The sequence below is a fragment of the Streptomyces sp. NPDC050264 genome (assembly GCF_040655895.1).
Taxonomy (GTDB): Bacteria; Actinomycetota; Actinomycetes; order Streptomycetales; family Streptomycetaceae; genus Streptomyces.
The window spans coordinates 99,658-124,262 of sequence record NZ_JBFAKV010000013.1; the positions used below are offsets into that span (position 1 = coordinate 99,658).

A 24,605-nucleotide genomic window follows, 5' to 3' on the forward strand; every position below is an offset into this window, starting at 1 on the left:
CCTGAACATGGACGACACCATCGGAGTCTTCGCATGCCCCACACCCACCTGGACGTCGCCGGACACCCGAGGCCGCAGCTGGTCCGCGATCCCGACTGGCGCGATCTGAGCGGCAGTTGGCAGTTCGCCCACGACGACGAGGAGCTGGGCCGGGCCGCCCGCTGGATGGACCCCGACGTCACCGCCCCCTTCACCCGTACCGTCACCGTCCCCTGTCCGCCCGAGTCCGAGGCCTCCGGCATACGGGACACCGGCTTCCACCCCGTGCTGTGGTACCGGCGCACGATCGACGTGCCCCGCCCAGCGGAGGGCCGCCGTCTCCTGCTGCACTTCGGTGCCGTCGACTACCGGGCCGAGGTCTGGCTCAACGGCCGCCCGGTGGGCCGGCACGAGGGCGGGCACACCGGCTTCTCCTGCGATCTCACCGACGCCGTCGACCGGGACGGTGAGCAGGTCCTGGTGGTCCGGGCCGAGGACCGGCCGCTCGATGCCGCGCAGCCCCGCGGCAAGCAGGACTGGCGCCGCGACCCGCACGTCATCTGGTACCACCGCACCTCGGGAATCTGGCAGCCGGTGTGGCTGGAGGACGTCCCCGACGAGCACGTGACGGCCCTGCACTGGACGCCCGACGTCGCCCACGCCCTCGTACGCTGCCGGGTGCACCTCGGCCGGTGGCCGCGACGCCCTCTGCACCTGACGGTGCGGCTGACCAGGGGCGAACAAGTGCTGGCCGAGCAGCGCATGCTGACGGACGGTCAGGAGACGGCGCTCGACGTCGCGGTGCCCGCGCTGCGCCACGGGCAGGAACTCGACGAGCTGCTCTGGAGCCCGGAGCACCCGCATCTCGTCGACGCGACGGTGGTCCTGAGCGACGCGGCGGACGGCACCCCGGTCGACCACGTCACGTCCTACCTCGGTCTGCGCGACATCGGCTGGGACAACGGCGTCTTCCTGCTCAACCACAAGCCGTATTTCCTGCGCCTCGCGCTGCAGCAGGGGTACTGGCCCGCGACGCATCTGTCCGCATCGGCCGACGCGCTGCGCCGCGAGGCCGAACTGGCCAAGGAGATCGGCCTCAACGGGCTGCGCATCCACCAGAAGATCGAGGACCCGCGCTTCCTCTACTGGGCCGACCGGCTCGGCCTGGTGCTGTGGGAGGAGATGCCGTCCGCCTACGTTTTCGGCACCACGACCATCGAGCGGGTGGTCGGCGAGTGGACCGAGGCGATCTCGCGGGACCTCAGCCATCCGTCGATCGTCGCCTGGGTGCCGATCAACGAGTCCTGGTCGGTCCCGAACCCCGCGGTCGTCCCGGCCCAGCGCCACTTCATGGACGCGCTCTACCACCTGACCAAGGCTCTGGACCCGTCCCGCCCCGCCGTCTCCAACGACGGCTGGGAGATCTCCGCCGCCGACATCTGGGGCGTCCACGACTACACGCAGCGCGCGGAGGTCCTGAACGAGCGGTACGGGCCCGTCTCATTGCGGCACGGCGAAGTCGTCGAGCAGTGGCCCGGCGCGAAACGTCTCACCCTGGACGGCGTCCGTCACCAAGGACAGCCCGTGGTCCTGAGCGAGTTCGGCGGCGCGACCTTCGAACCGGCCGAAGGCGCCGAGTGGTTCGGTTACGACACGGTGGCCACGCAGCAGGAGTTCGCCGACCGGCTGGCGTCTCTGGTGCGGGCCGCGGTGGACTCGGGACTCGCGGGTTTCTGCTACACCCAGTTCACCGATACGGAGCAGGAGACCAACGGCCTCTTCACGGCGGACCGCCACCCCAAGATCCCCGTCGCGGAACTCCGCGCCATCCTCACGCGGCCCGGGAACGCCGTCGCCTCGTGATCGCCACAGCCGTCCCGATTCCCGTGATCAGCAGCCCGATCCCGGTGAAGATCAGCGGCAGCAGCCACATCGAGACGAATCCGTCGATCCGCGCGTCCTCGGGGGAATCGGCGCGGTACAGCACGTCGACCCGCTCCCCCCGTTCGTACGAGGGCGGGTTGGAACCCCCCGAACTCTCGAACGTCCTCGTCCTGCCGTCCGCCGAGGTGAACTCGACCACCGGGTACGCCATGGTGCTGCTGGACGACGACCGGCTCCGGTGGGTGCCGGTGCTGTGACTGGTGCGCCACTCGACGTCCGTCACCGTGCCCCGGGCCCGCTCGGCGTCGGCCGCGTACGAGATCGACACGCCCGTCAGGACCACTCCGATGACGAGGAACAGCGCCCCGAACGCGATCACCCCGAAGGTGACCCACCAGCCGGCACTGCGCCCACGCCCCTGACTCTGCACGACGTCCCTCTCACTTGCTCTTGACGACCGCATCGCGCGGAGTGATCACTTGCGCGAAGTGAGAGGGACGGTATCCCAGATGCTCCGGTTGCCGTGCCCCGGCCCATGGGGGACGAAGGCCTATTGAGGCCGGTCCAGGGCGCGGGCGACGACGGTGAAGGCCTCGTCGAGGAGGGCGACAGGGTCCTTGGCCGCGTCGCTCGCGCTCCAGCGTTGCAGCACCACGTGGAAGGCGGTGAGCGCCGTGCCCGCGGCGAGGCGCGGGTAGAGGTCGGCCTCGGGATCCAGGCCGACACGCGCCGCGAGCTCCGCGGCGAGGTCGTCGCGCCACTGGGCCTGACGCTCCAGGAAGCGGGCGTGCAGCGCCGGGGTGCGAAGGATCAACTGGACCACGCGCAGCGCCCGTTCGGAATCCGCGGCACACGTGGTGACGGGCACCCGGACCGTGTGCAGCAGGGCGTCGGCCGGTGTCTCGGCGGCCGGACGCTCCGCGAGCGCGGCGCGCATGTCCGCGCCCATGTCGGCCAGGAACTGGACGACGACGTCCTCCTTGGACGCGAAGTAGCGGAAGAACGTCCGTTTGGACACCCCCGCGGCCGCGACGATCTCGTCGACGGTGACCGCGTCGAAGCCCTTCAGCGCGAGCAACTGCAGGGCGGACTCGGTCAGTTCGTCCGAGACGAGTTGTCGCTTTCGCTGGGCCAGGCTCAGGTCGGTTCGCGTACTCACCCCCACAGCGTACACCCCATGCCGTCTCTGACACTCAGGCGCATCTTGACACCAAGTGCCACCGACGTCAGGCTGTGCCGCATGAAACAGCAGACGTGGAACACCGAGCGGATTCCGGACCAGTCGCGGCGGGTGGCCGTCGTCACGGGGGCGGGCGGCGGGCTCGGCCTGGCGACCGTGCGCGCCCTGGCCCGGCGCGGCGCGCGGACGGTCCTGGCCGTACGCGATCCGGACAAAGGGCGGGCGGCCGTCGCGACGATCACCGCGGAACAGCCGGACGCGCGCCTTGAGGTGCGCCGGCTCGACCTCGCCGATCTCGACTCGGTCGCCGCTTTCGCCGACGGACTGCGCGCCGACCATCCGCACCTCGACGTACTGGTCAACAACGCCGGAGTGATGGCGCCACCTCGCACCCTCAGCGCGCAGGGCCACGAGGTCCAGTTCGCGACGAACCATCTCGGGCACTTCGCGCTCACCGGGCTGCTGCTCGATCTGCTGGCCCAGGCGCCGGATCCGCGGGTGGTGACGGTGAGTTCGCTCGAACACCGCAAGGGGCGCGTCGACTTCGACGACCTGAAGGGTGAACGCCGTTACGTGCCGATGGCGTTCTACCGGCAGTCGAAACTGGCCAACGCCCTGTTCGGTCTCGAACTGCACCGGCGCCTGGCCGCGTGCGGCTCCCCCGTACGCAGCGTGCTCGCGCATCCCGGCTACAGCGCTACCGGCCTCCAGACGAACGGCACGGCCCGGCTGCCACGGCTGATCTTCGGATGTCTGGCGAGACCGCTGGCCCAGCCCGCGGAGCACGGCGCGCTGCCGCAGTTGTACGCGGCGACCGAACCGGGTTTGCGCGGCGGCGAGTTCATCGGCCCCGACGGCCGGGGCGAGATGCGGGGCGCGCCGATCCGGGTGGAGCCGGCGCCGGGGGCCGCTGACACCGAGGTGGCACGGCGGCTGTGGGAGGTGTCGGAGGAGCTGACGAAGGTGCGCTTCCCGTTCCCGGCCCCCGAGGAGTGAACAGATCATGGCGCCGACTCCTTCCGCCGCCCGCGCATGCCTGCCAGTATCCGTACATGTCCACCGATGACACGCGGGATGCGGTCGATCCGGGGCGTCTGGTGAAGCACGACACCACACCTGCGCAGAGGAGTTCACATGCCCACGTTCCGCACGACCGACGGCACGGACATCTTCTACAAGGACTGGGGTACGGGCCGGCCCGTCGTCCTCAGCCACGGCTGGCCGCTCGACGCGGACGCCTGGGACAACCAGCTGCGGCTGCTCGCCGAGAGCGGGTTCCGGGCCGTCGCGCACGACCGGCGCGGCCATGGCCGCTCGGGGCAGCCCTGGCAGGGAAACGACATGGACACGTACGCCGACGACCTGGCCGGGCTGATCGAGCACCTGAACCTCAACGACGCCGTCGTGGTGGGTCATTCGACCGGCGGCGGCGAGGTGACCCGGTACATCGGCCGGCACGGCACCGCCCGGGTCGCGGGCGCGGTGCTGCTCGGCGCGGTGCCGCCGCTGATGCTGCGCACGGACACCAACCCGGAGGGCGCGCCGCGGGCGGTGTTCGACGCGATCCGCGACGGTGTGCGGCGCGACCGCTCGCAGTACTACCGCGAGTTGAGCGCCCCCTTCTACGGCGCGAACCGGCCGGGGTCGACGGTGTCGCAGGGCATCCGGGACGCGTTCTGGCTGCAGAGCATGCGGGCGGGCGTGAAGGCGGCGTACGACTGTGTGCGGCAGTTCTCGGAGACGGACTTCACCGACGACCTCGGCCGGTTCGACGTGCCGACGCTCGTCGCGCACGGTTCCGACGACCAGATCGTGCCGATCGCCGCGGCCGCGCCGAAGACCGCGCAGCTCGTCAAGGACGCGACGCTGAAGGTGTACGAGGGTGCTCCGCACGGCCTGAACGGGGAGTACGAGGAGCGGTTCGACGCCGACCTGCTGGAGTTCGTCCGCGGCATCTGAGCGCCGCGGAGAAACCTCTACGAGCGGCGCGTGGCCACGACGAGCCGGCAGCGCGGGCTGCCGTCGGGCCGCTCGCCCAGTTCGGACAGCGCGCGCAGCGCGACGTCGAACCCGGCCCGGTCCAACTCCCTTCGCACATCGCTCAGTCGGAACGGCCGGTAGTACATGACGAACGGCGGCCGCCACACGGCGTTGCGCAGGCGCATCACCCCGTCGAAGCCGAGCATCGCCCAGTAGCCGCGGGACCCCGGCCGCGCGGGCGCCGGCAGCGGGAACGCGAACTGCCCCCCGGGGCGCAGCACTTGGCACACCTGTGTGAACAGGCCGGGATACTGCCCCGGGAGGAAGTGACCGAACGCGCCGAAGCTCACCACGAGGTCGAAGACGGGCCCGAAGGGCAGGGCGAGGGCGTCCCCGCGGACGCAGGAGGCCGTCGGTTCGCCGTCGCGCGCGACCTCCAGCATGCCCGCGCTGAAGTCGACGCCCACAGCGCGGCCCGCGCACACCTCGCGCAGGACACCGAGTCCCGCCCCGGTCCCGCAGCACAGGTCGAGCCCGCTCTCGTAGGGCCCGAATTCGCGCAGTGCCCGCGCGACCGGATCGAGCACGATGTCGGGGGTGCGGAACGGCGTGTGGTCGAACTTGGGCGCGAGCAGGTCGTAGCCGCGCTCGACCGACGACAGCGCCTGAACGGCCAGCTCGCGAAGGGTGGGGCCCTGGGGTGTGAACATCGCGGATCAGCATAGGTGGGCAGACCGCGGAAATCCGCTCTTGCCCCGCACCCGGGGTCGGGTGTTACTGTGCATGTGGCACGTGTGTACGCCCCTTCTGCGGCGCCGGTGCCGATTCCTTCTCTCGCAAGTCTCCCAGCGCCTGAGCGCTCACCTCTTCCGGTCTGCGCCACAGCGTGCGTCATCCCTGGTCAACAGGTTTTCGGCGGGTTCCTCCCGCCCCTGCGCTGCCAGGTTCCCTCCCGGCCACGGGCCGTCCTGCCCGTCCCACGGGGCGTGACATACCGCCCCGTCCTGTCGCCGGATCCCCTCCCCCCTTATCTGCCCGCGTACGAACAGCGTCCGCGAAAGGACCGTGACCGACCATGACCAGCACCACTCTGGAAAAGCCCAGCACCGTTCTGGGAGAGCTGGACAAGCCCAGCACCACCACCGGGAGGCCGCGCGCCTCCACCACACCCAAGGCCCCCGTCCAGGCCGCCGGCGTCCTCGACATCGGCGCGAACGGGCAGGGCTCCCTGCGTGCGGGCGACCTGATCCCGACGTCCCGCGACGTCCAGGTACCCGCCGCTCTCATCCGTCAACTCGGCCTGCGCAAGGGCGACTTCGTGGACGGCCTGTGCGCGAAGCCGCACACGCTCACCCACGTCGAAGCCGTCGGCGGCGCCCCCGTCGGCGCCCTCCGCGGCCGCCCGCGCTTCGCCGACCTCACCCCGCTCCACCCCAGCGCACGCCTGCGTCTGGAGAGCCCGGCGAGCGGCCTGGGGGGCCGCGTCGTCGACCTGTTCGCCCCCGTCGGCAAGGGCCAGCGCGGCCTGATCGTCGCGCCGCCGAAGACCGGCAAGACCGTCCTGCTGCAGCAGCTCGCCGCCGCGGTCGCCGTGAACCACCCCGAGGCCCATCTGATGGTGGTGCTCGTCGACGAACGCCCCGAGGAGGTCACCGACATGCGGCGCTCCGTGCGCGGCGAGGTGTACGCCTCGACGTTCGACCAGCCCGCCAAGGCCCACATCGCGCTCGCCGAGCTCGCCATCGAGCGCGCCAAGCGCCTCGTCGAGCAGGGCCGCGACGTGGTGCTCCTGCTCGACTCCCTCACCCGGCTGTGCCGCGCCCACAACAACGCCGCGTCAGCGGGCGGCCGCACCCTGTCCGGCGGCGTCGACGCCGCCGCGCTCATCGGCCCGAAGCGCCTGTTCGGCGCGGCCCGCAACACCGAGGAGGCCGGCTCCCTGACGATCCTCGCCACAGCCCTGGTGGACACGGGTTCGCGCGCCGACGACTACTTCTTCGAGGAGCTCAAGAGCACCGGCAACATGGAGCTGCGCCTCGACCGCGCGCTCGCCGACCGCCGCGTCCACCCCGCCGTCGACATCACCCCGTCCGGCACGCGCCGCGAGGAACTCCTGCTGTCCGCCCCCGAGTCGACCGCTGTACGCGGACTCCGCCGGGCCCTCCAGGGCCGCGAGGGCCAGTCGTCCTACGAGGCACTTCTGGACAAGCTGCGCCGCACCCCCGACAACGCCGCGTTCCTGCGCCAGGTCCACTCGACGGTACCCACGGGCTGACCCCGCCCCCGGATGCGTAATACTCGCTGTATGACCTCGAGCATTACGCGCGCCGGCAGCGGCCCTGCCGTCACGGTGCGGCGCGCCACGGCGCGCGACGCCAGGCGCCTCACCCGGCTCGTGCGCGCCTCCCGCGCCTACGAGGCCCCGTACACGGCGATGGTCGCGGACTACCGGGTGGGCCCGGACTACATCGAGGCGCACCGGGTGTTCGTCGCGGCCGCCCGCGCGGACGACCGGGTCCTCGGCTTCTACTCCCTGATCGTCGCCCCGCCGGAGCTGGACCTGATGTTCGTCGCCGATGACGCGCAGGGCCTCGGCATCGGGCGGCTGCTCGTCTCCCACATGCGGGACGAGGCCCGCGCCGCGGACCTCGACCACGTGCGCGTCGTCTCGCATCCGCCCGCCGAGGGCTTCTACCGGAGCGTGGGCGCGCTGCGCACCGGGACCGCGCTCGCGCGGCCGCCCGCCGTCGCATGGGACCGCCCCGAACTGGTATTCCCCATCACCCCCGAGATCTGACACCCCGCGGTCCGAGGGGTTCCGCCCTCGCCCCGCACGGCGCACACTCGGTGGCATCTGAGCGGGCGGCAATGGGGCAAGGAGGCCACATTGGGCGGCAGCGAGGCGCGCGGCGACGCGTTCGACGTGATCGTGGAGATACCGCAGGGCTCCAGGAACAAGTACGAGATGGATCACGAGCTGGGGCGTATCCGGCTCGACCGGATGCTGTTCACCTCGACCCAGTACCCCGCGGACTACGGCTACATCGACGGCACGCTCGGCCGTGACGGCGATCCGCTGGACGCGCTCGTGCTGACCGACGACGCGACGTTCCCCGGCTGCACCATCGAGTGCCGGGCGATCGGCATGTTCGTGATGAGCGACGAGAAGGGACCGGACGAGAAGGTCCTCTGTGTCCCCGCCCATGACCCGCGCCACGCCTCGATCCAGGACATCGAGGACATCCCCGAGTTCGACCGCCTGGAGATCACCCACTTCTTCGAGGTCTACAAGGACCTGGAGCCCGGCAAGTCGGTGGAGGGCTCCCATTGGGAGGGCAGCGACAAGGCCTACGAGGAGATCGGGCGGTCGCGCGAGCGCCGGGGGCGATAGCCGCCCGCGGCGCCGGGGAGTGCGTCGACTAGGGTGGTCGGGCCGTGGTGCTCGGGAAGACCGGTGACGGCCCCCAGGGGTCAAGTCCGGAGCGGCCCTCGCCACTGTGATCGGGTTTCGCGCCGCCCTCGGGCCGGCGCGAAGCGCACCGCTCCACACGTCACTGGCTGCCGCAGGGCCGCTGGGAAGGCAGGAGCGGCGTGGCACGCCCGTAAGCCAGGAGACCGGCCGCGGCATCTCACAAAGTGATTCCACGAGGTGCTGGAGCGTGATCAAGGCATGACCCTGCCCGGGAACTCCCCTGCGCGGCCCACCGGCCCGCACCCCCCTGCCACTTTCCGCTGGCGCCGCGAGGACACCGTGCGCACCGCGGGTCTCATCGCGGTGATCGCGGCCCTGCACGTCGTCGCGTTCGGCGTGCTGTTCCTCCTCGTCGTCCCCGAGCACTACGAGGTCGGCAACAAGGCCTTCGGTATCGGCCTCGGCGTCACCGCGTACACGCTCGGCATGCGGCACGCCTTCGACGCCGACCACATCGCCGCGATCGACAACACGACCCGCAAGCTGATGGCGGACGGCAAGCGGCCCGTCTCCGTGGGGTTCTGGTTCGCGCTCGGCCACTCCAGCGTGGTCGTCGCGATGGCCGCCCTGGTGGCGGGCGGCGCGGCCCTCGCGGGCACCCTGCTGAACGACGAGTCCAGCACCCATCAGGTGCTCGGCGTCGTCGGCACCACCGTCTCGGGTACGTTCCTGTACCTCATCGCCGCCCTCAACCTCGTGGCCCTGCTGGGCATCCTGAAGGTCTTCCGGGCGATGCGCGAGGGCTCGTACGACGAGCGGGAGCTGGAACAGCACCTGGCCTCACGGGGGTTCATGAACCGGATCCTCGGCCGCTTCACCAAATCGATCACCCGCCCGGGGCAGATGTATCCGCTCGGCTTCCTCTTCGGCCTCGGCTTCGACACGGCAACCGAGGTGACGTTGATGGTGATGGCGGGCAGTGGCGCGGCGGCGGGTCTGCCGTGGTACGCGATCCTGTGCCTGCCGCTGCTGTTCGCCGCGGGCATGAGCCTGTTCGACACGCTCGACGGGACGTTCATGAACTTCGCCTACCAGTGGGCGTTCTCCAACCCGGTGCGCAAGGTGTTCTACAACCTCACCATCACCGGTCTGTCGATCGCGGTCGCCTTCTTCATCGGCACCATCGAGCTCGTCGGCGTCCTGCACGAGAAGCTCGACCTCACCGACGCGCTGACCGGCTGGATAGCCGGCCTCGATATGGACAACGTCGGCTACGTCATCGTCGGCCTGTTCGTGGTGGTGTGGGCGGCGGCGATCGCCTACTGGCGCCTCGCCAGGGTCGAGCAGCGCTGGTCGGCGCGGGTCGCCGAGGGCGGGTAGGGGCCCGCCGCCCCGGGCGCGGGCGTCGCATAGCGTGCAGCACGACGACACCGCCCGAGCACGGAGGACCCCGAATGAGCGCCGCCCGCCTGCCCCTTGAGGGCGTCACCGTCGTCAGCCTGGAACAGGCGGTGGCCGCGCCGTTCGCCACGCGCCAGCTCGCCGACCTCGGCGCGCGCGTGATCAAGGTGGAGCGGCCCGGCGCGGGGGACTTCGCGCGCGGCTACGACGAAACGGTGCACGGCCAGTCCAGTCACTTCGTGTGGCTGAACCGCTCGAAGGACTCGGTGACGCTCGACGTCAAGACCGACGGCGGCCGTGCGGTCCTGGAGCGGCTGCTGGCGGGAGCGGATGTCTTCGTGCAGAATCTCGCACCCGGCGCGGCGGCCCGACTCGGCCTCTCCGCGCGCGAGTTGGCACAGCGCCACCCGGCGTTGATCGTCTGCGACATCTCCGGCTACGGAGCCGACGGGCCGTGGGCGCACCGCAAGGCGTACGACCTGCTGGTGCAGTGCGAGACGGGCGTCCTGTCGGTGACGGGCGCCCCCGGCGCCCCGGCCAAGGTCGGCATCGCGATCGCCGACATCGCGGCCGGGATGTACGCGTTCTCGGGCATCCTCACCGCCCTGTACGAGCGGCGGGCCACGGGCACCGCACGCGCGGTGGAGGTGTCGCTGTTCGAGGCGCTCGCGGAGTGGATGGGCTACCCCGCGTACTACACGGCGCACTCGGGCCGGCAGCCGGAACGGGTCGGCGCAGCGCACCCGACGATCGCCCCCTACGGCCCCTATGACGCGGCGGACGGCAAGACGGTCCTGCTGGCCATCCAGAACGAACGGGAGTGGGCTTCCTTCTGCGCGGAGTTCCTGGACGACGCCTCTCTGGCCGATGATCCGCGCTTCCACCGCAACTCGGCCCGGGTCGCGCACCGCGCCGAACTCGACGCGATCGTCACCGCCCGCTTCGCCGAACTCGGCGCACAGGAGGCCGTCGCCCTCCTGGAACGCGCCAAGGTCGCGAACGCCCGGCTCAACACCGTCGCCGACTTCCTGGACCACCCGGTCCTGGCCGGCCGCGACCGCTGGCGGGACGTCGCCACCCCGGGCGGCCCCGTCCGCGCGCTGCTGCCCCCGGTGGGGCTGCACGGCGTGGAGCCCCGGATGGACCCGGTCCCGGCGGTGGGCGAACACACGGAGGCGGTCCTGAAGGAGTTCGGCTACGACGCGGCGGCGATCGGTGAACTACGGGAGCAGGGGGCGCTGTGACGCAGGGGCACTCGATGGGCACGCGAACGCGGGCCGTTCGGCCCACCACAAGGGTCACTCGGCCCGCTCCCGCCGAAGGCTCTCACTGAGATGCTGCCGCACAGAGCCTCCCGTGCCCTCGTTCTCCCGCAGGGGCGCACGGTGGAGGCCCGGGCCCGCCGGGCGCAGGAGGGGGAGCTGCGACCGGCGGGCCCGGTGACGGGGCCACGCCGGGCGCGGTGTGACACGCGTAAATCATCCCGGTCGGAGCGGTAAAGTGTCGCGTCAACCTGCACGCGCCCGATCACCCAGGAGCACCTACGTGACCGTAGCCATCGACTCGTCCGAGGCAGCCGTCCCGTCCGGCGAGGACGCCGGGGACACGACCGTCGCGGAGCCCACCCCCGCGGCGGACGTGCCGGAGGCGCGCCAGTCCGACGCGGACGAGGAGAGGGCCGAGCCGGGGGACACCGCCGACACGTGGACCCCTTCGACCGGCACATCCGAAACACCTGACACCTCCGTCACCACCGGCACGACCGACAGCGCCGCCGCCACGTCCGCGCCCGAGAACTTCTGGCAGCCCCCGGCCGCCGGCACCGAGGTCGGGGCCCAGGCCGAGGACGAGGACGACGACGTCTCCGGCGAGGTACCGGAGTCCATCGCCCGCGACGCCCAGGAGTTCGGCGTCTACGCCCGCACCGGCGGCTGGACCTTCGCCCTGAAGGTGGCCCGCAGTGTGCGTCCCGGCGGCCAGCCGGCCGGTGAGACGCCCAAGGTCTCGGCGCGGAAGTTCGCCGAGCTGGCGGGCTGCTCGGCCGACCGCGTCATGCGCTTCTACAAGGCGTGGGACAGGGCGGCGGACGACGGCGTGGTCCCGCAGTTCGAGGCTCTCGCCCCGGGCGCCGACGTCGAGCTTCCGGACGCCGATGTCTGGCTGTCGTACTACGTCTCCCGGTCCGGCGCCGCCTCGGTCCGCGGCCAGGCGATCAGTGAGGCCGCCGAGGCGGAGGGCATCCGTCCGACCAAGGCCCTGGAGGTCGCGGAGAACCCGACGGCGCTGCGGGCCGCGATCCTCGCCGACCCGGGCACCGCGGAGGCCGCGCGCAAGGCGCTGATGGACCGCCTCGGCGAGGACCCGGTGCTCCGCTCGGGCCTGGCCCGCGACATCGTGCGCACCGACGACATGAAGAAGGCCGTCGCCGAGGAGTCCAAGACCGGCGACCGCCTGGAGTACGTGCGCAAGATCGTCGAGGAGGGCCAGGTCAAGACGCCCGCCGGGCAGAAGATCGAGGCCCCGCGGCAGCTGCGCGAGGAGGCCGAGCGCCACCTGTCCCTGATCGACGAGCTCGACGAGGACGAGGAGGCGGGCGAGTGGGCCCGCGAGGCCTACGACAGCGTGCGCACGCTCGTCGCGGAAGCCGTCGAGTCGGACCCCGAGCTGCGGGTGCAGGAACGGCGCGCGAAGTTCTACAGCAGCCTGCAGAAGGCCACGAAGGCCTTCGAGGAGCTGACGTTCGACGACGTCCAGGAGATCGACGACATCTACGAGGACGACATGGTGCGTCGTCTCGAAGAGCTCCAGAAGGCGATCTCGGTCTGCATCACGGCCCTGCAGACGGTGCAGCAGAAGGACTGACGCTTCACCGTTCCGGCCTCCCGGCGCCCGGCCTCCCCTCGTGGGAGCGCCGGGCACCGGTGTTTTCCCGGCGCTTTCCATGCGTGTTGCGCTCATCACTCCCCACTTCCCAAGCGAAACGTTGCCGTTTCGCTTCGAGAGTCGTACGCTCATCAAGCCGAGAACGAAACCGTTTCGTTCTCTTAAAGTTCGCTTTCCTGGAGTGGCCCCACATGTCCCAGACGACACTGGCCGACGCCACCGGCACGTCGGCTCCGCCCGACCCGAAGGTCTCGGCCAGGCGCTGGTGGATCCTCGGCATCATCGGCATCGCGCAGCTGATGGTCGTGCTCGACGCGACGATCGTGAACATCGCGCTGCCCTCCGCCCAGCAGGACCTCGGCTTCACCGACGGCAACCGGCAGTGGATCGTCACCGCGTACGCGCTGGCCTTCGCCTCCCTGCTGCTGCTCGGCGGCCGCATCGCCGACCTCTTCGGCCGCAAGCCCGCCTTCCTCATCGGCGTCGCGGGCTTCGCCGGCGCCTCCGTACTGGGCGGCGCGTCCACCAGCTTCGGGATGCTGGTGACGGCCCGCGCGCTGCAGGGCGTCTTCGGCGCGCTGCTCGCCCCGGCCGCGCTGTCCCTGCTCAACACCACGTTCACCGACGCCAAGGAGCGCGCCAAGGCGTTCAGCGTCTACGGCGCGATCGCCGGGGCAGGCGGCGCGGTCGGGCTGCTGCTCGGCGGCCTCCTGACCGACGCGCTCGACTGGCGCTGGACGCTGTACGTGAACCTCGTCTTCGCCGTCGCCGCCTTCGTGGGCGGCTGGATCCTGCTGAGCAGCCACCGCGACGCCGCGGGCGCCAAGCTGGACCTGCCCGGCACGGTGCTCGTCTCCGCCGGGCTCTTCTCCCTCGTCTACGGGTTCTCGAACGCGGAGACGCACGACTGGAGCTCCCCGCAGACCTGGGGCTTCCTGGCCGCGGGCGCGGTGCTGCTGTCCGCCTTCACCTGGTGGCAGACGCGGGCCAAGCACCCGCTGCTGCCGATGCGCGTCCTGCTCGACCGGGACCGGGCCGCCTCGTTCGTCACCGTCCTGATCACCGGCGCGGGCATGTTCGGCGTGTTCCTGTTCCTCACGTACTACCTGCAGCTGAACCTCGGCTTCAGCCCCACCAGGACCGGCGTCGCGTTCCTGCCGATGATGGCCGCTCTGATGGTCATGGCGCAGATCTCCACCACGGTTCTGGTGCCGCGGATCGGCCCGAAGATCGTCATTCCCGCCGGGTTCGCCGTCGCCGCGGTCGGTATGGCCTGGCTGACCGGGATCGGCCTGGACTCCGGCTTCGCCACGCACGTGCTGCCGCAGCTGCTGCTGATCGGCGCGGGCCTGGGCGCCGTGATGCCGCCCGCCATGGCACTGGCCACCAGCGGCATCGCCGCCGAGGACGCGGGGGTGGCCTCCGCGACGGTCAACACCATGCAGCAGGTGGGCGGTTCGATCGGCACCGCCCTGCTGAACACGCTCGCGGCGAGCGCCGCCACCAGTTACCTCGCGGGCCGCAACCCCGCGGACAAGCTGAACCAGGCACAGGCCACGATCGAGAGCTACACGACCGCGTTCTGGTGGTCGGCGGGCTTCTTCGCCGCCGGCGCGGTCATCGCCTTCCTGCTGTACCGGCGCGGGGCCGTGCGGCAGGATCCGGGTGCGGCACCGGTCGTCCACATGTGACCACCGCCGTATCCCGCCACAGGGGCCGCCGTCCGCAGGGAGACGGCGGCCCCCGCGCACGTCCGGACGCGGGCAGTGGCATCGTGGGACCCGATCATCGAGCTCAGCCCAGTCAGCTCAGGAGGCACTTCGTGGCGGACACCCCCGACACCCCCCGCTCCACCGGCCGTCCGGCCCATCAGAACGTGACGTTCGACAGCAACGGCACGCCCGCACACGGCTATCTGGCGCTGCCGCCCGGGGGCAGCGGTCCCGGCGTCATCGTCATCCAGGAGTGGTGGGGGCTGACCGACCACATCGCCGACGTGACCGACCGCCTCGCCGCCGAGGGCTTCGTGGCGCTCGCGCCCGACCTGTACGGCGGGAACGTGGCGCACGAATCCGGCGAAGCGTTCCGCATGATGCAGGACCTGCCGGTGGAGCGCGGCGTCGAGCTGCTGTCCGGCGCGGTCGACCATCTCCTGTCGCTGTCCGAGGTCACCTCGGACACCGTCGGCGCGGTCGGCTTCTGCATGGGCGGCGGCTTCGTCCTGTACCTGGCGGCCAAGGACCCGCGGGTGAGCGCGGCCGTCCCGTTCTACGGCGTCATCCAGGGCGAACTCCCCGACTTCTCGCACCTGAAGGCGGAGATCCTCGGCCATTACGGGGAGCGGGACGAGGCGATCCCGGTGGCGACCCTCGACGGGCTGCGCAAGGCCATCAAGGAGCAGTCGGGCATCGACGCGGACTTCCGCGTCTACCCGGCGGACCACGCCTTCTTCAACGACGGCCGCCCGGAGGTGTACGACCCGGAGTCGTCGGCGAAGGCATGGGCGGCGACGCTGGGGTTCTTGAGGTCAAGCCGGAACTAGACCCGCTCTTCCACGAGAGGCAGCGGGGTCCGGGGCGGAGCCCCGAAACGGCGGGGCCGGACGGCAAGAACTGTCCGGCCCCGCGGCACATCAACTCACCAGATCCGCACGCGATCCGCGGGCTCGAGCCACAACCCGTCCCCCGCCTCCGTGGCGAACGCCTCGTGGAACTCATCAAGGTTCCGCACGATGTTCGCCCGGAACTCCGGCGGCGAGTGCGGGTCGATCGTCAGGTACTGCTGCTCCTGCTCCTTGCGCCGCTTGGTGCGCCAGCAGTACGCCCAGTTGAGGAACAGCCGCTGCGACCCGCTGATGCCGTCCTCGGTGACGGGCACGGGCTCGCCCGCGAGCGCGATCAGGTACGCGGTGTGGCCGATGGTCAGGCCGCCGAGGTCGCCGATGTTCTCGCCGACCGTGAGCGCGCCGTTGACGGACTCGCCGGGCAGGTTGCGCGGCGAGAAGCCGTCGTACTGCTTGATGAGCGCCTTCGACTTGCCTTCGAAGGCGGTCTTGTCGTCGGCGGTCCACCAGTCGTTGAGGTTGCCCTGGCCGTCGTACTGGGCGCCCTGGTCGTCGAAGCCGTGCCCGATCTCGTGGCCGATGACGGCGCCGATCCCGCCGTAGTTCTCGGCGGCGTCCGCCTCAGGGGAGAAGAACGGCTTCTGCAGGATGCCGGCCGGGAAGCAGATCTCGTTCGTGCCGGGGTTGTAGTAGGCGTTCACGGTCTGCGGCAGCATGAACCACTCGTCGCGGTCGACCGGCGCGCCGATCTTGGCCATCTGCCGGTCGTGCTCGAAGGCGTCGGCGGCGAGCGCGTTGGCCAGCAGGTCGTCGGCGACCACGGTCAGCGCCGAGTAGTCGCGGAACCGGTCCGGGTAGCCGATCTTCGGGCGGAACGTGGCGAGCTTCTCGTATGCCCGCTGCTTCGTCTCGTCCGTCATCCAGTCGAGGGCGCCGATGGACTGCCGGTAGGCCTCCAGGAGGTTCGCGACCAGCTCGTCCATGAGCGCCTTGGACGTGGGCGGGAAGTGCCGGGCCACGTACTCCTTGCCGACGGCCTCGCCCATGGCGCCCTCGACGAACGCGACGGCGCGCTTCCAGCGGGCCCGCAGTTCGGGGGTGCCGTTGAGCGTGCGGCCGTAGAACTCGAAGTTGTTGCGCACGAACGCCGACGACAGGTAGGGGGCGCTGCCGCGCACCACGCGCACCAGCAGCCAGTCGCGCCACTGCTCGACGGGCGTCTCGGCCAGGACCGTGGACAGGTGCGCCAGGTAGGACGGCTGGCGGACGCAGGACTGCGCGAGCGTCTCGTCGCCGCCGCCGAGCCCGGTGACGTAACCGCGCCAGTCGAACTCCGGTGCCAGCGCGGTGAGTTCGTCGAACGTCGTGAGGTTGTACGTCTTCTGCACGTCCCGCGTCGCGGCCCGCTCCCAGTGCCCCTCGGCGAGCCGGGTCTCCAGGGCGAGGACGGTGCGCGCCGCGGCTGCCGGGTCGCCGTGCTCGGCGAGCGTGAGCAGCTCGGTGAGGTACGCCTCGTACTTCTCGCGGGTCTCGGCGAACTTGTCGTCGCGGTAGTACGACTCGTCGGGCAGGCCGAGACCACCCTGGAGGATGTTGTAGAGGTAACGGTCGGAATCGCGGTCGTCGGAGTCGATGTACGAGCCGAAGAGTCCGGAGCCGCCGGTGCGCTCGAAGCGGCCGAGGAACGCGGAGAGCTGGCGTACGTCGGCGAGCGCGGCCACTTCCTCGATCAGCGGGCGCACCGGGTCCAGGCCCCGCGCCTCCACGGCGTCCTCGTCCATGAACGACGCGTAGAGGTCGGCGATCTTGCGGGCCTCGGCCGGGTCGAGGCCCGTGGGGCCGCCGGCCGCGATCTCCTGAATGATCTCCTTGACCTGCTGCTCGGCGACGTCGACGAGCTGCACGAAGGGGCCCCAGCTGGAGCGGTCGTCGGGAATGGGCTCGGTCGCCAGCCACTGGCCGTTCACATGGCCGAAGAGGTCGTCCTGCGGGCGGATCGCCGGGTCCATGCCCGGGCGCGCGTCATCCAGAGTGCTCATCGACGCAGCCTACCCAGGTCAGAGTGCGAAAAGCGTCCCGGATACGACACCGCCCCGGACGGCGTGGAGCCGGCCGGGGCGATGCTGTGGATCCAGCGGATCAGTGGTTCATCGGGTGAGCGTGGCGAGGGCCTCGTTCAGCGTCCGCGACGGGCGCATGACGGCGGCGGCCTTCGCCGGGTCGGGCTGGAAGTAGCCGCCGATGTCGGCCGGGCTGCCCTGGACGGCGAGCAGCTCGTCGACGATCTTCTGCTCGTTCGCGGCCAGCGTCTCGGCGAACGCGGCGAAGGCCTTGGCCAGCTCCGCGTCGTCGGTCTGCTTGGCCAGCTCCTGGGCCCAGTACAGGGCGAGGAAGAAGTGGCTGCCGCGGTTGTCGATGCCGCCGACGCGGCGGGTCGGCGACTTGTCCTCGTTGAGGAAGGTGCCGGTGGCGCGGTCGAGGGTCTCACCGAGGACCTTCGCGTGCGCGTTGCCCGTGGTGGTGGCGAGGTGCTCGAAGGAGACGGCCAGGGCGAGGAACTCACCGAGGGAGTCCCAGCGCAGGTAGTTCTCCTTGACCAGCTGCTGGACGTGCTTCGGGGCGGAGCCGCCGGCGCCCGTCTCGAAGAGGCCGCCGCCGTTCATCAGCGGGACGACCGACAGCATCTTGGCGCTGGTGCCCAGCTCCAGGATGGGGAAGAGGTCGGTCAGGTAGTCGCGCAGCACGTTGCCGGTGACCGAGATGGTGTCCAGGCCCTGGCGGATGCGCTCGACGGACAGCTTGGTGGCGTCCTCCGGGGACAGGACGCGGATGTCCAGGCCCTCGGTGTCGAACTCCGTCAGGTACTGCTCGACCTTCTTGATCAGCTGGGCGTCGTGGGCGCGGCCCTCGTCCAGCCAGAACACGGCCGGGTCGCCGGTGGCGCGGGCGCGCGTGACGGCGAGCTTGACCCAGTCCTTGATCGGGGCGTCCTTGGTCTGGCAGGCGCGGAAGATGTCGCCCTCCGAGACCGCCTGCTCCAGGACGACGTCACCGGCCTTGTTCACCAGGCGGACGGTGCCGGTGGTGGGGATCTCGAAGGTCTTGTCGTGGGAGCCGTACTCCTCGGCCTTCTGCGCCATGAGGCCGACGTTCGGGACGGAGCCCATGGTCGACGGGTCGTAGGCGCCGTTGGCGCGGCAGTCGTCGATGACGACCTGGTAGACGCCGGCGTAGGAGGAGTCCGGGATCACCGCGAGGGTGTCGGCCTCGCCGCCGTTCTTGTCCCACATGTGGCCGGAGGTGCGGATCATGGCCGGCATGGAGGCGTCGATGATGACGTCGGACGGCACGTGCAGGTTGGTGATGCCGCGGTCGGAGTCGACCATGGCAAGCTCCGGGCCCGCGGCCAGCTCGGCCTCGAAGGACGCCTTGATGTCGGCGCCGTTGGCCAGCGACTCCAGGCCCTTGTAGATGCCGCCCAGGCCGTCGTTCGGGGTGAGACCGGCGGCGGCGAGGTCGGCGCCGAAGCGGGCGAAGGTCTCGGGGAAGAACGCGCGCACGACGTGGCCGAAGATGATCGGGTCGGAGACCTTCATCATGGTGGCCTTCAGGTGCGCGGAGAAGAGGACGCCCTCCTCCTTGGCGCGGGCGACCTGCGCGGTCAGGAACTCGCGCAGCGCGGCGACCCGCAGCACGGAGGCGTCGACGACCTCGTCGGCGAGGACCGGTACGGACTCGCGCAGCACCGTGGTGGTGCCGTTGTCGGCGACGAGCTCGATGCGCAGGGCGTCGTCGGCGGCGATGACGGCTGACTTCTCGGTCGAGCGGAAGTCGTTGACTCCCATGGTGGCGACGTTCGTCTTCGAGTCGCCGGTCCAGGCGCCCATGCGGTGCGGGTGGGCCTTGGCGTAGTTCTTGACCGAGGCGGGGGCGCGGCGGTCGGAGTTGCCCTCGCGCAGGACCGGGTTCACGGCGGAACCCTTGACCTTGTCGTAGCGGGCGCCGACCTCGCGCTCCTCGTCGGTCTTCGGCTCGTCCGGGTAGGCGGGCAGCGCGTAGCCCTGCTCCCGCAGCTCGGCGATGGCCGCCTTCAGCTGCGGGATGGACGCCGAGATGTTCGGCAGCTTGATGATGTTGGCCTGCGGCGTCTTCGCCAGCTCACCGAGCTCCGCGAGGGCGTCGGGGATGCGCTGGCCCTCTTCCAGGTACTCCGGGAACACGGCGAGGATGCGGCCGGCCAGGGAGATGTCACGGGTCTCGACGCGCACACCTGCGGTGGACGCGTAGGCCTCGATGACCGGAAGGAAGGAGTACGTCGCGAGGGCCGGGGCCTCGTCAGTGTGCGTGTAAATAATGGTCGAGTCAGTCACCGGGGGCTCCGCTCCACGTCTTCCATCGTCGTCTGCAGTCTTGCTCATATTGCTCGACATCAAGATATCTCGTGCCCGGCCCCTCTTCGAAAGGGCCCTGCCCCGAGATCGTGCAGCACGTCCCGGGCCGGTCCCTGCTGTACGAGCGTGCCCTTCTCCAGTACGGCTACGCGGTCGGCGAGAGCGGCGGTGTCGAGGTCGTGCGTGATCAGGACGAGCGACAGGTCGTCCCGCTCCTCCAGCAGCTTCGCGAGGACGCCGAGGAGGTCGCGGCGGGTGACGGTGTCGAGACCGGAGGTGACCTCGTCGCAGATCAGGACGCGCGGCCGGGCCAGCAGGGCGCGGGCGAGAGCGGCGCGCTGGAGTTCACCGCCGGAGAGCTGCCCGGGCCCGCGCCGCACGAGGCCGGCGGCGAGCCCGAGCCCTTCGAGCGTGTCCAGGGCCTCCTCGCGGGCCGCGGCGGGGGTGGCGTCGCGCAGCGTCACAGCGGTGCGGGCCACCTGGTCGAGGACGCCGCGGACCATGTCGAAGGAGGCGCGGGCGTCCTGGAACACGTATTGGACGGCGGCGAGCTGTGCCGTGTCGCGCCCGCGCACGCTGCGCGGCAGGGCGGCGCCGTCGAGGAGCAGCTGTCCGCTGTGGTCGCGGTGGAGTCCGGCGAGACAGCGGGCGAGGGTGGTCTTGCCGCTGCCGGAGCGGCCGAGCACGGCGAGGCATTCGCCGGCGCGCACGTCGAGCGCGGGCAGCCGCAGGACGTCGACGGCCGCGCGGGAGCCGTCGCGGTACCGGGCGACGAGGTCGCGCACGCGCAGCACGGGTGTCCCGCTCGGGGCGGTCCGTTGCCCGAACTCCGTTGGTGGAGCGAGGAGTTCGCGGGTCCAGGGGTGGCGGGGATCGGTCCACAGGCGTTCGGGCGGCCCGGACTCGACGACGCGGCCGTTCCGCAGCACCAGCATCTGGTCGGCGAGGGCGCGTACGACGTCGAGGTCGTGGCTGAGCAGGACGACGGCCACGCCCTGTGCCGCGACGGCGGCGAGGCGCTCGACGACGCGGCCCTTGGTCACCGGGTCGAGCCCTGTGGTGGGCTCGTCCGCGACGACGACGCGGGCGCCGAGCAGCAGCGCCTGGGCGAGGACGACCCGCTGTTGCTGCCCGCCGGAGAGCTGATGCGGGTAGCGCCTCAACAGGGCTTCGGCGTCGGCGAGTTGTGCGGACTCGGCGGCGCGCAGGACCCGTCGGCGTATCTCGGCCCGCCGTGCCCGCCACGGCAGGGCCCGCACCTGGGTGCGGGCGATGTCGCGCAGCAGGGCGTCGGTGCGCCGCGTCGGGTTGAGGACGGCCGCCGGATGCTGCGGCACATAGCCGACCGGTCCGTCCCCGGCGACCCGTACTTCCCCGGAGACCGTGGCCCCCGCCGGGAACTCGCCGAGCAGCGCGAGCCCCGTGGTGGTCTTGCCGCTGCCGGAGGTGCCGACGAGCGCGACGATCTCACCGGGGCGTACGGACAGGTCGATGCCGTCGACGAGCGCGCTGCCGCCGACCTCGACGCGCAGTCCTCGGATCTCGGCGACGTGGTCGGCGGGGAGCGTGGTGGCCGGGGCGATGTCCTGGGTCACCGGCGCGTTCCTTTCGATGGTTTCGATGGACGGCGGCCGGGTCGTTCGCCCTCCAGCGCCGCGTCGAACAGCAGGTTGGTCCCGACCGTCAGGGCCACGATCAGCACGGCCGGCACGACGACCGCCCAGGGCTGGACGGAGAGACCCGGGCGGTTGCGGTCGACCATGACCGCCCAGTCCGCCGCGTCCGGGGTGACGCCCACGCCCAGGAACGCGGCCGTCGCCACCAGGTACAGGGCCCCGGTGAGACGGAGGCCCGCGTCGGCGGCGAGGGTGCGCAGGCTCGCACGGCCGACGTGGCCGACGGCCGTGCGCCACCACGTCTCCCCCTGCATGCGCAGCGCCTCCACGGACGGGCCCGCCGCTGTCTGTGCCGCGGCGGCGCGGACGATACGGGCCGCGTCCGGGATGTTGACCAGGGCGATGAGCAGGGCGAGGCCGCCCGCGCCGGGCGGGAACACGGCGGCGACGAGCAGGATCAGGAGCAGGGACGGCACCGCGAGCAGGACGTCCAGGGGCCGCATCAGGAGGTCCTCCAGGCGGCGGCGGTCCGTCAGCGCCGCGACGAGGCCGAGCGGCAGCGCCACCAGGTAGGCGAGGGCCGTCGCGAGGAGGGCGACGACCACGACGGTCCGGCCCCCGTGCACCACCTGCGCCACCACGTCGCGGCCCACGAAGTCGGTGCCGAGCACATGCCCGTCGCCGGAGGTGAACGACACGCCCCGGGGCCCCGGCTCTCCCGCGAACAGCGGCCCCAGCAGGGCCAGCGCCAGGGGGACGGCCACGACGGCCGTCCCGGGCAGGAAGCGCCTCACGCCGCCACCCCCGCCCGCGGTGCGAGGCGGCGGGCGATCAGGTCCGCGCCGAGGTTGAGCAGCACGGTGAGGACGCCGAAGACGACGGCGAGCCCCTGCACCACGGGCACGTCGCGTTCGGCGACCGCGTTCATGAGGACGGTGCCGAGTCCGGGGATCACGTACAGGGCCTCCACGACGATGACGCCGCACAGCAACCAGTCGGCGGTGCGTGCGAGTTGCTGCGCCGCCGGGGCGAACGCCGCCGGCAGCGCGTGGGTGTAGCGGACGCGGGCGCCGGGGATTCCGTAGCGGCGGGCCTGCGCCGTGTACGGCGCGGCGAGCGCGTCGATCATTCCGGCGCGCACGAGCCGGGCCAGGGAACAGACGGGCCGGGACAGCAGGACGAGGACGGGCAGGATCAGGGCCGTCGGGTGGCCGAGCAGGTCCGTGCCGTAGCCGACGGCGGTCGGTGGCAGCCAGCCGAGACGCAGCGCGAACACGGTGATCAGGAGCACGCCGAGCGCGAACTCCGGTACGGCGTACACGCCGAGGGTGATCGCGCTGACGCACCGGTCGGCCAGCCGTCCGGCGTGCCGCGCGGCGAACACGCCGAGTCCGACGCCGAGCGGGACCAGGAGGACGAGCGTCGAGGCGGCCAGCAGCACAGTGGGGCCGAATCCGTCGGCGAGGTAGGAGCCGACCGGGCGGCCCGAGGTGAGCGAGGTGCCGAAGTCGCCGTGCGGCAGCCCCCATGCCCAGGCGGCGAGCCGTTCGGGCGCGGGCCGGTCGAGTTCCATGGCGTCGCGGATGGCGGCGATCCGCTGCGGGTCGGGCTGGTCCCCGGCGAGGGCCACGGCCGCGTCGCCCGGCAGCGCCTCGGTCAGCACGAACACCAGGAGCACGACGGCCACGGTCTGCGCGCCGCCGAGGAGCAGCCGGCGGGCGAGCCAGGAGCGTGGTCCGCTCACGCGAGCCACACCTTGTCGAAGCGCGCCCAGTCCAGGGTGTTGGCCGGCGCCGTGCGTTCGACTCCCCCGACCTTGGGCGCTGTTGCGATGATCCAGTCGGCGAATCCCCAGACGAGGAAGCCGCCTTCCGTGTACAGACGGCGCTGCATGCGCCGGTACACCTCGGCCCGTGCGTCCTTGTCGCGGGTCGACTGGGCCTGCTGGTAGAGGGCGTCGAAGTCCTTGTGCTGCCAGTGGGTGGCGTTGGTGGTGGAGTCGGTGAGCAGGCGTTGCGAGAGATGGGCCTCGATGGGCATGGCGCCGGAGCGGTAGCAGCACAGGGTGCCCGAGTCGAGGATGTCGCTCCAGTACGAGTCCTTGCTGCCGGTCTTCACGGTGATGGTGACACCGGCCTTGGCCGCCTGGTCGCGGAAGATGCCGGCGGCCTCGGTGAATCCGGCGGCGACATCGGAGGTGTCGAGCGTGACGCGGAGCTTGTCGGCGCCCGCCTCCTTGAGGAGCGAGCGGGCCCGGTCGAGGTCCTGCGCGCGCTGCGGCAGGCTGTCCGCGTAGTACTCGTAGCCCTTGCCGAACAGGTCGTTGCCGATCTGGCCCGCGCCGGAGAGCGCGCCGTCGACGAGTTCCTTGCGGTCGGCGATGAGGAAGAACGCCTCGCGCACCCGTTTGTCGTCGAACGGCGGCCGGTCGGTCTTCATCGCGAACGCCTGCATGGCGCTGCCGCGCAGCCGCACGATCTCGACCTGCCCCTGGCCTTCGTGGGCCCGCGCGGTGGCGGGGGCGAGTTCGTGCGCGTACTCGATCTGGCCGCCGAGCAGGGCGTTGATGCGCGCCGATTCCTCGTTGGCGACGACGATTTCGAGCTCGTCGAGGTGCGGGGCGCCGTCCCAGTAGGCGTCGTTGCGGCGGTAGACGGCGTTGCGGCCGGGCGCGAAGGACACGAGGCGGAAGGGGCCGGAGCCGATGGGCTTCCGGTCGAAGTCGGACGCGTCCTCGGGCACGATGTACGCGCCGAACGCCGCCATCACGTTGGGGAATTCGGCCGTCGGCCGCTTCAGTACGAACGTGAGGGTCCGCTCGCCCGTCGCCCGGCTCGCGGCCAGGTCGATGGGTTCGAGCGACGCCTTGGCGCGGAACGCCTGGGCGGGGTCGGCTATGCGCCGGTAGCTGTGGAGCACGTCCCGGGCGGTGACCGGACTGCCGTCGTGGAAAGTGGCTTCGCGCAGCGTGACGTCCCAGCGGTCGAGTGTTCTGTTCGCCTTCCATTCCTCGGCGAGCCTGGGCACCGCGGACAGATCGGCGCCGTAGTCGGCGAGCTTGTCGTAGAGGGCCTTGGCCCGGGCGACATCGGCGAACAGGTTCGCCAGGTGCGGGTCGAGCGTCTCACTGGCACCGCCGCCGGCGAACGCGGCGCGCAGCCGGCCGCCGCGCCGGGGCGTGGCCCCGCCTTTCCCGGCGCCGTCGGTTGTGGTGGTGCCGCCCGAGCAGCTGGTCAGGGCGAGCGCGGCGGCCCCGGACGCGGCGGCGAGAAAGCCGCGTCGGCGCAGCCCGGAGAAGGGGATGGCGTCATGCATG

At 71.5% G+C, this 24,605-nt stretch carries 20 protein-coding genes and 1 riboswitch; of the genes, 11 read left to right on the plus strand and 9 right to left on the minus strand.

Translation table 11 applies throughout. The features are described 5' to 3' along the window. Positions 1-33: 33 nt before the first annotated feature. Positions 34-1,842 carry a sugar-binding domain-containing protein gene (locus AB0J02_RS23770; RefSeq protein ID WP_363195750.1) on the plus strand — a complete coding sequence of 603 codons (1,809 nt, stop codon included), beginning with the start codon at positions 34-36 and terminating at the stop codon, positions 1,840-1,842. Here the strand turns inward: AB0J02_RS23770 and AB0J02_RS23775 are convergent. Next, positions 1,811-2,293 carry a DUF3592 domain-containing protein gene (locus AB0J02_RS23775; RefSeq protein ID WP_363195751.1) on the minus strand — a complete coding sequence of 161 codons (483 nt, stop codon included), beginning with the start codon at positions 2,291-2,293 and terminating at the stop codon, positions 1,811-1,813. The genes AB0J02_RS23770 and AB0J02_RS23775 overlap by 32 nt on opposite strands. 120 nt (positions 2,294-2,413) lie before the next feature. Further along, entirely contained in the window at positions 2,414-3,022 is a 609-nt protein-coding gene (locus AB0J02_RS23780; protein ID WP_363195752.1) for a TetR family transcriptional regulator, read from the minus strand. An 81-nt stretch (positions 3,023-3,103) separates the two neighbouring features. Here AB0J02_RS23780 and AB0J02_RS23785 point away from each other — a divergent pair, with 81 nt between their 5' ends. Together AB0J02_RS23785 and AB0J02_RS23790 are read left to right on the plus strand one after the other, a co-directional pair. After that, positions 3,104-4,039: an oxidoreductase gene (locus AB0J02_RS23785; protein ID WP_363195753.1), complete on the plus strand. Its 936-nt coding sequence runs from the start codon at positions 3,104-3,106 to the stop codon at positions 4,037-4,039. 138 nt (positions 4,040-4,177) lie between these two features. Continuing rightward, on the plus strand, positions 4,178-5,002 hold the full coding sequence (locus AB0J02_RS23790) for an alpha/beta hydrolase (protein ID WP_363195754.1): 825 nt from the start codon (positions 4,178-4,180) through the stop codon (positions 5,000-5,002). Positions 5,003-5,019: 17 nt separating this feature from the next. Here the strand turns inward: AB0J02_RS23790 and AB0J02_RS23795 are convergent, their stop codons facing one another. Then, the gene (locus AB0J02_RS23795; protein WP_363195755.1) at positions 5,020-5,733 is read right to left on the minus strand and encodes a class I SAM-dependent methyltransferase; all 714 of its coding nucleotides are present in this window, start codon (positions 5,731-5,733) and stop codon (positions 5,020-5,022) included. A gap of 365 nt (positions 5,734-6,098) precedes the next feature. Here AB0J02_RS23795 and rho point away from each other — a divergent pair, with 365 nt between their 5' ends. The 8 genes from rho (at position 6,099) to AB0J02_RS23835 (ending at position 15,261) form a co-directional block, all read left to right on the plus strand. Beyond that, positions 6,099-7,298 carry a transcription termination factor Rho gene (gene rho, locus AB0J02_RS23800; protein ID WP_363195756.1) on the plus strand — a complete coding sequence of 400 codons (1,200 nt, stop codon included), beginning with the start codon at positions 6,099-6,101 and terminating at the stop codon, positions 7,296-7,298. Between the two features lie 30 nt (positions 7,299-7,328). After that, positions 7,329-7,820, plus strand: coding sequence for a GNAT family N-acetyltransferase (locus tag AB0J02_RS23805; protein WP_363195757.1), 492 nt, complete (start codon positions 7,329-7,331; stop codon positions 7,818-7,820). A 90-nt stretch (positions 7,821-7,910) separates the two neighbouring features. Then, positions 7,911-8,414, plus strand: a complete 504-nt coding sequence (locus AB0J02_RS23810; RefSeq protein WP_363195758.1) for an inorganic diphosphatase — start codon at positions 7,911-7,913, stop codon at positions 8,412-8,414. 28 nt (positions 8,415-8,442) lie between these two features. Further along, positions 8,443-8,662: riboswitch (cobalamin riboswitch) on the plus strand. 31 nt (positions 8,663-8,693) lie between these two features. Continuing rightward, the gene (locus AB0J02_RS23815; RefSeq protein WP_363195759.1) at positions 8,694-9,815 is read left to right on the plus strand and encodes a HoxN/HupN/NixA family nickel/cobalt transporter; all 1,122 of its coding nucleotides are present in this window, start codon (positions 8,694-8,696) and stop codon (positions 9,813-9,815) included. Positions 9,816-9,889: 74 nt separating this feature from the next. Further along, entirely contained in the window at positions 9,890-11,080 is a 1,191-nt protein-coding gene (locus tag AB0J02_RS23820) for a CaiB/BaiF CoA-transferase family protein (RefSeq protein ID WP_363195760.1), read from the plus strand. A gap of 301 nt (positions 11,081-11,381) precedes the next feature. After that, positions 11,382-12,698, plus strand: coding sequence for a hypothetical protein (locus AB0J02_RS23825; protein ID WP_363195761.1), 1,317 nt, complete (start codon positions 11,382-11,384; stop codon positions 12,696-12,698). A 212-nt stretch (positions 12,699-12,910) separates the two neighbouring features. Further along, positions 12,911-14,410: an MFS transporter gene (locus AB0J02_RS23830; RefSeq protein WP_363195762.1), complete on the plus strand. Its 1,500-nt coding sequence runs from the start codon at positions 12,911-12,913 to the stop codon at positions 14,408-14,410. Between the two features lie 131 nt (positions 14,411-14,541). Then, positions 14,542-15,261: a dienelactone hydrolase family protein gene (locus AB0J02_RS23835; protein WP_363195763.1), complete on the plus strand. Its 720-nt coding sequence runs from the start codon at positions 14,542-14,544 to the stop codon at positions 15,259-15,261. A gap of 95 nt (positions 15,262-15,356) precedes the next feature. Here AB0J02_RS23835 and AB0J02_RS23840 read toward each other — a convergent pair whose 3' ends face one another. From AB0J02_RS23840 to AB0J02_RS23865, 6 genes are all read right to left on the minus strand, one after another. Continuing rightward, positions 15,357-17,321, minus strand: coding sequence for a M13-type metalloendopeptidase (locus AB0J02_RS23840; RefSeq protein ID WP_363195764.1), 1,965 nt, complete (start codon positions 17,319-17,321; stop codon positions 15,357-15,359). 108 nt (positions 17,322-17,429) lie between these two features. Then, a complete protein-coding gene (locus tag AB0J02_RS23845) occupies positions 17,430-19,652 on the minus strand; it encodes an NADP-dependent isocitrate dehydrogenase (protein ID WP_363195765.1) in 2,223 nt (740 codons plus the stop codon). A gap of 59 nt (positions 19,653-19,711) precedes the next feature. Then, positions 19,712-21,268: an ATP-binding cassette domain-containing protein gene (locus tag AB0J02_RS23850; protein ID WP_363195766.1), complete on the minus strand. Its 1,557-nt coding sequence runs from the start codon at positions 21,266-21,268 to the stop codon at positions 19,712-19,714. Continuing rightward, positions 21,265-22,083 carry an ABC transporter permease subunit gene (locus tag AB0J02_RS23855; RefSeq protein ID WP_363195767.1) on the minus strand — a complete coding sequence of 273 codons (819 nt, stop codon included), beginning with the start codon at positions 22,081-22,083 and terminating at the stop codon, positions 21,265-21,267. The genes AB0J02_RS23850 and AB0J02_RS23855 overlap by 4 nt, the downstream gene beginning before the upstream one ends. Next, positions 22,080-23,033 carry an ABC transporter permease gene (locus AB0J02_RS23860; RefSeq protein WP_363195768.1) on the minus strand — a complete coding sequence of 318 codons (954 nt, stop codon included), beginning with the start codon at positions 23,031-23,033 and terminating at the stop codon, positions 22,080-22,082. Before AB0J02_RS23860 ends, AB0J02_RS23855 begins: the two co-directional genes overlap by 4 nt. Continuing rightward, entirely contained in the window at positions 23,030-24,604 is a 1,575-nt protein-coding gene (locus AB0J02_RS23865) for an ABC transporter substrate-binding protein (RefSeq protein WP_363195769.1), read from the minus strand. The genes AB0J02_RS23860 and AB0J02_RS23865 overlap by 4 nt, the downstream gene beginning before the upstream one ends. Position 24,605: the final 1 nt, after the last annotated feature.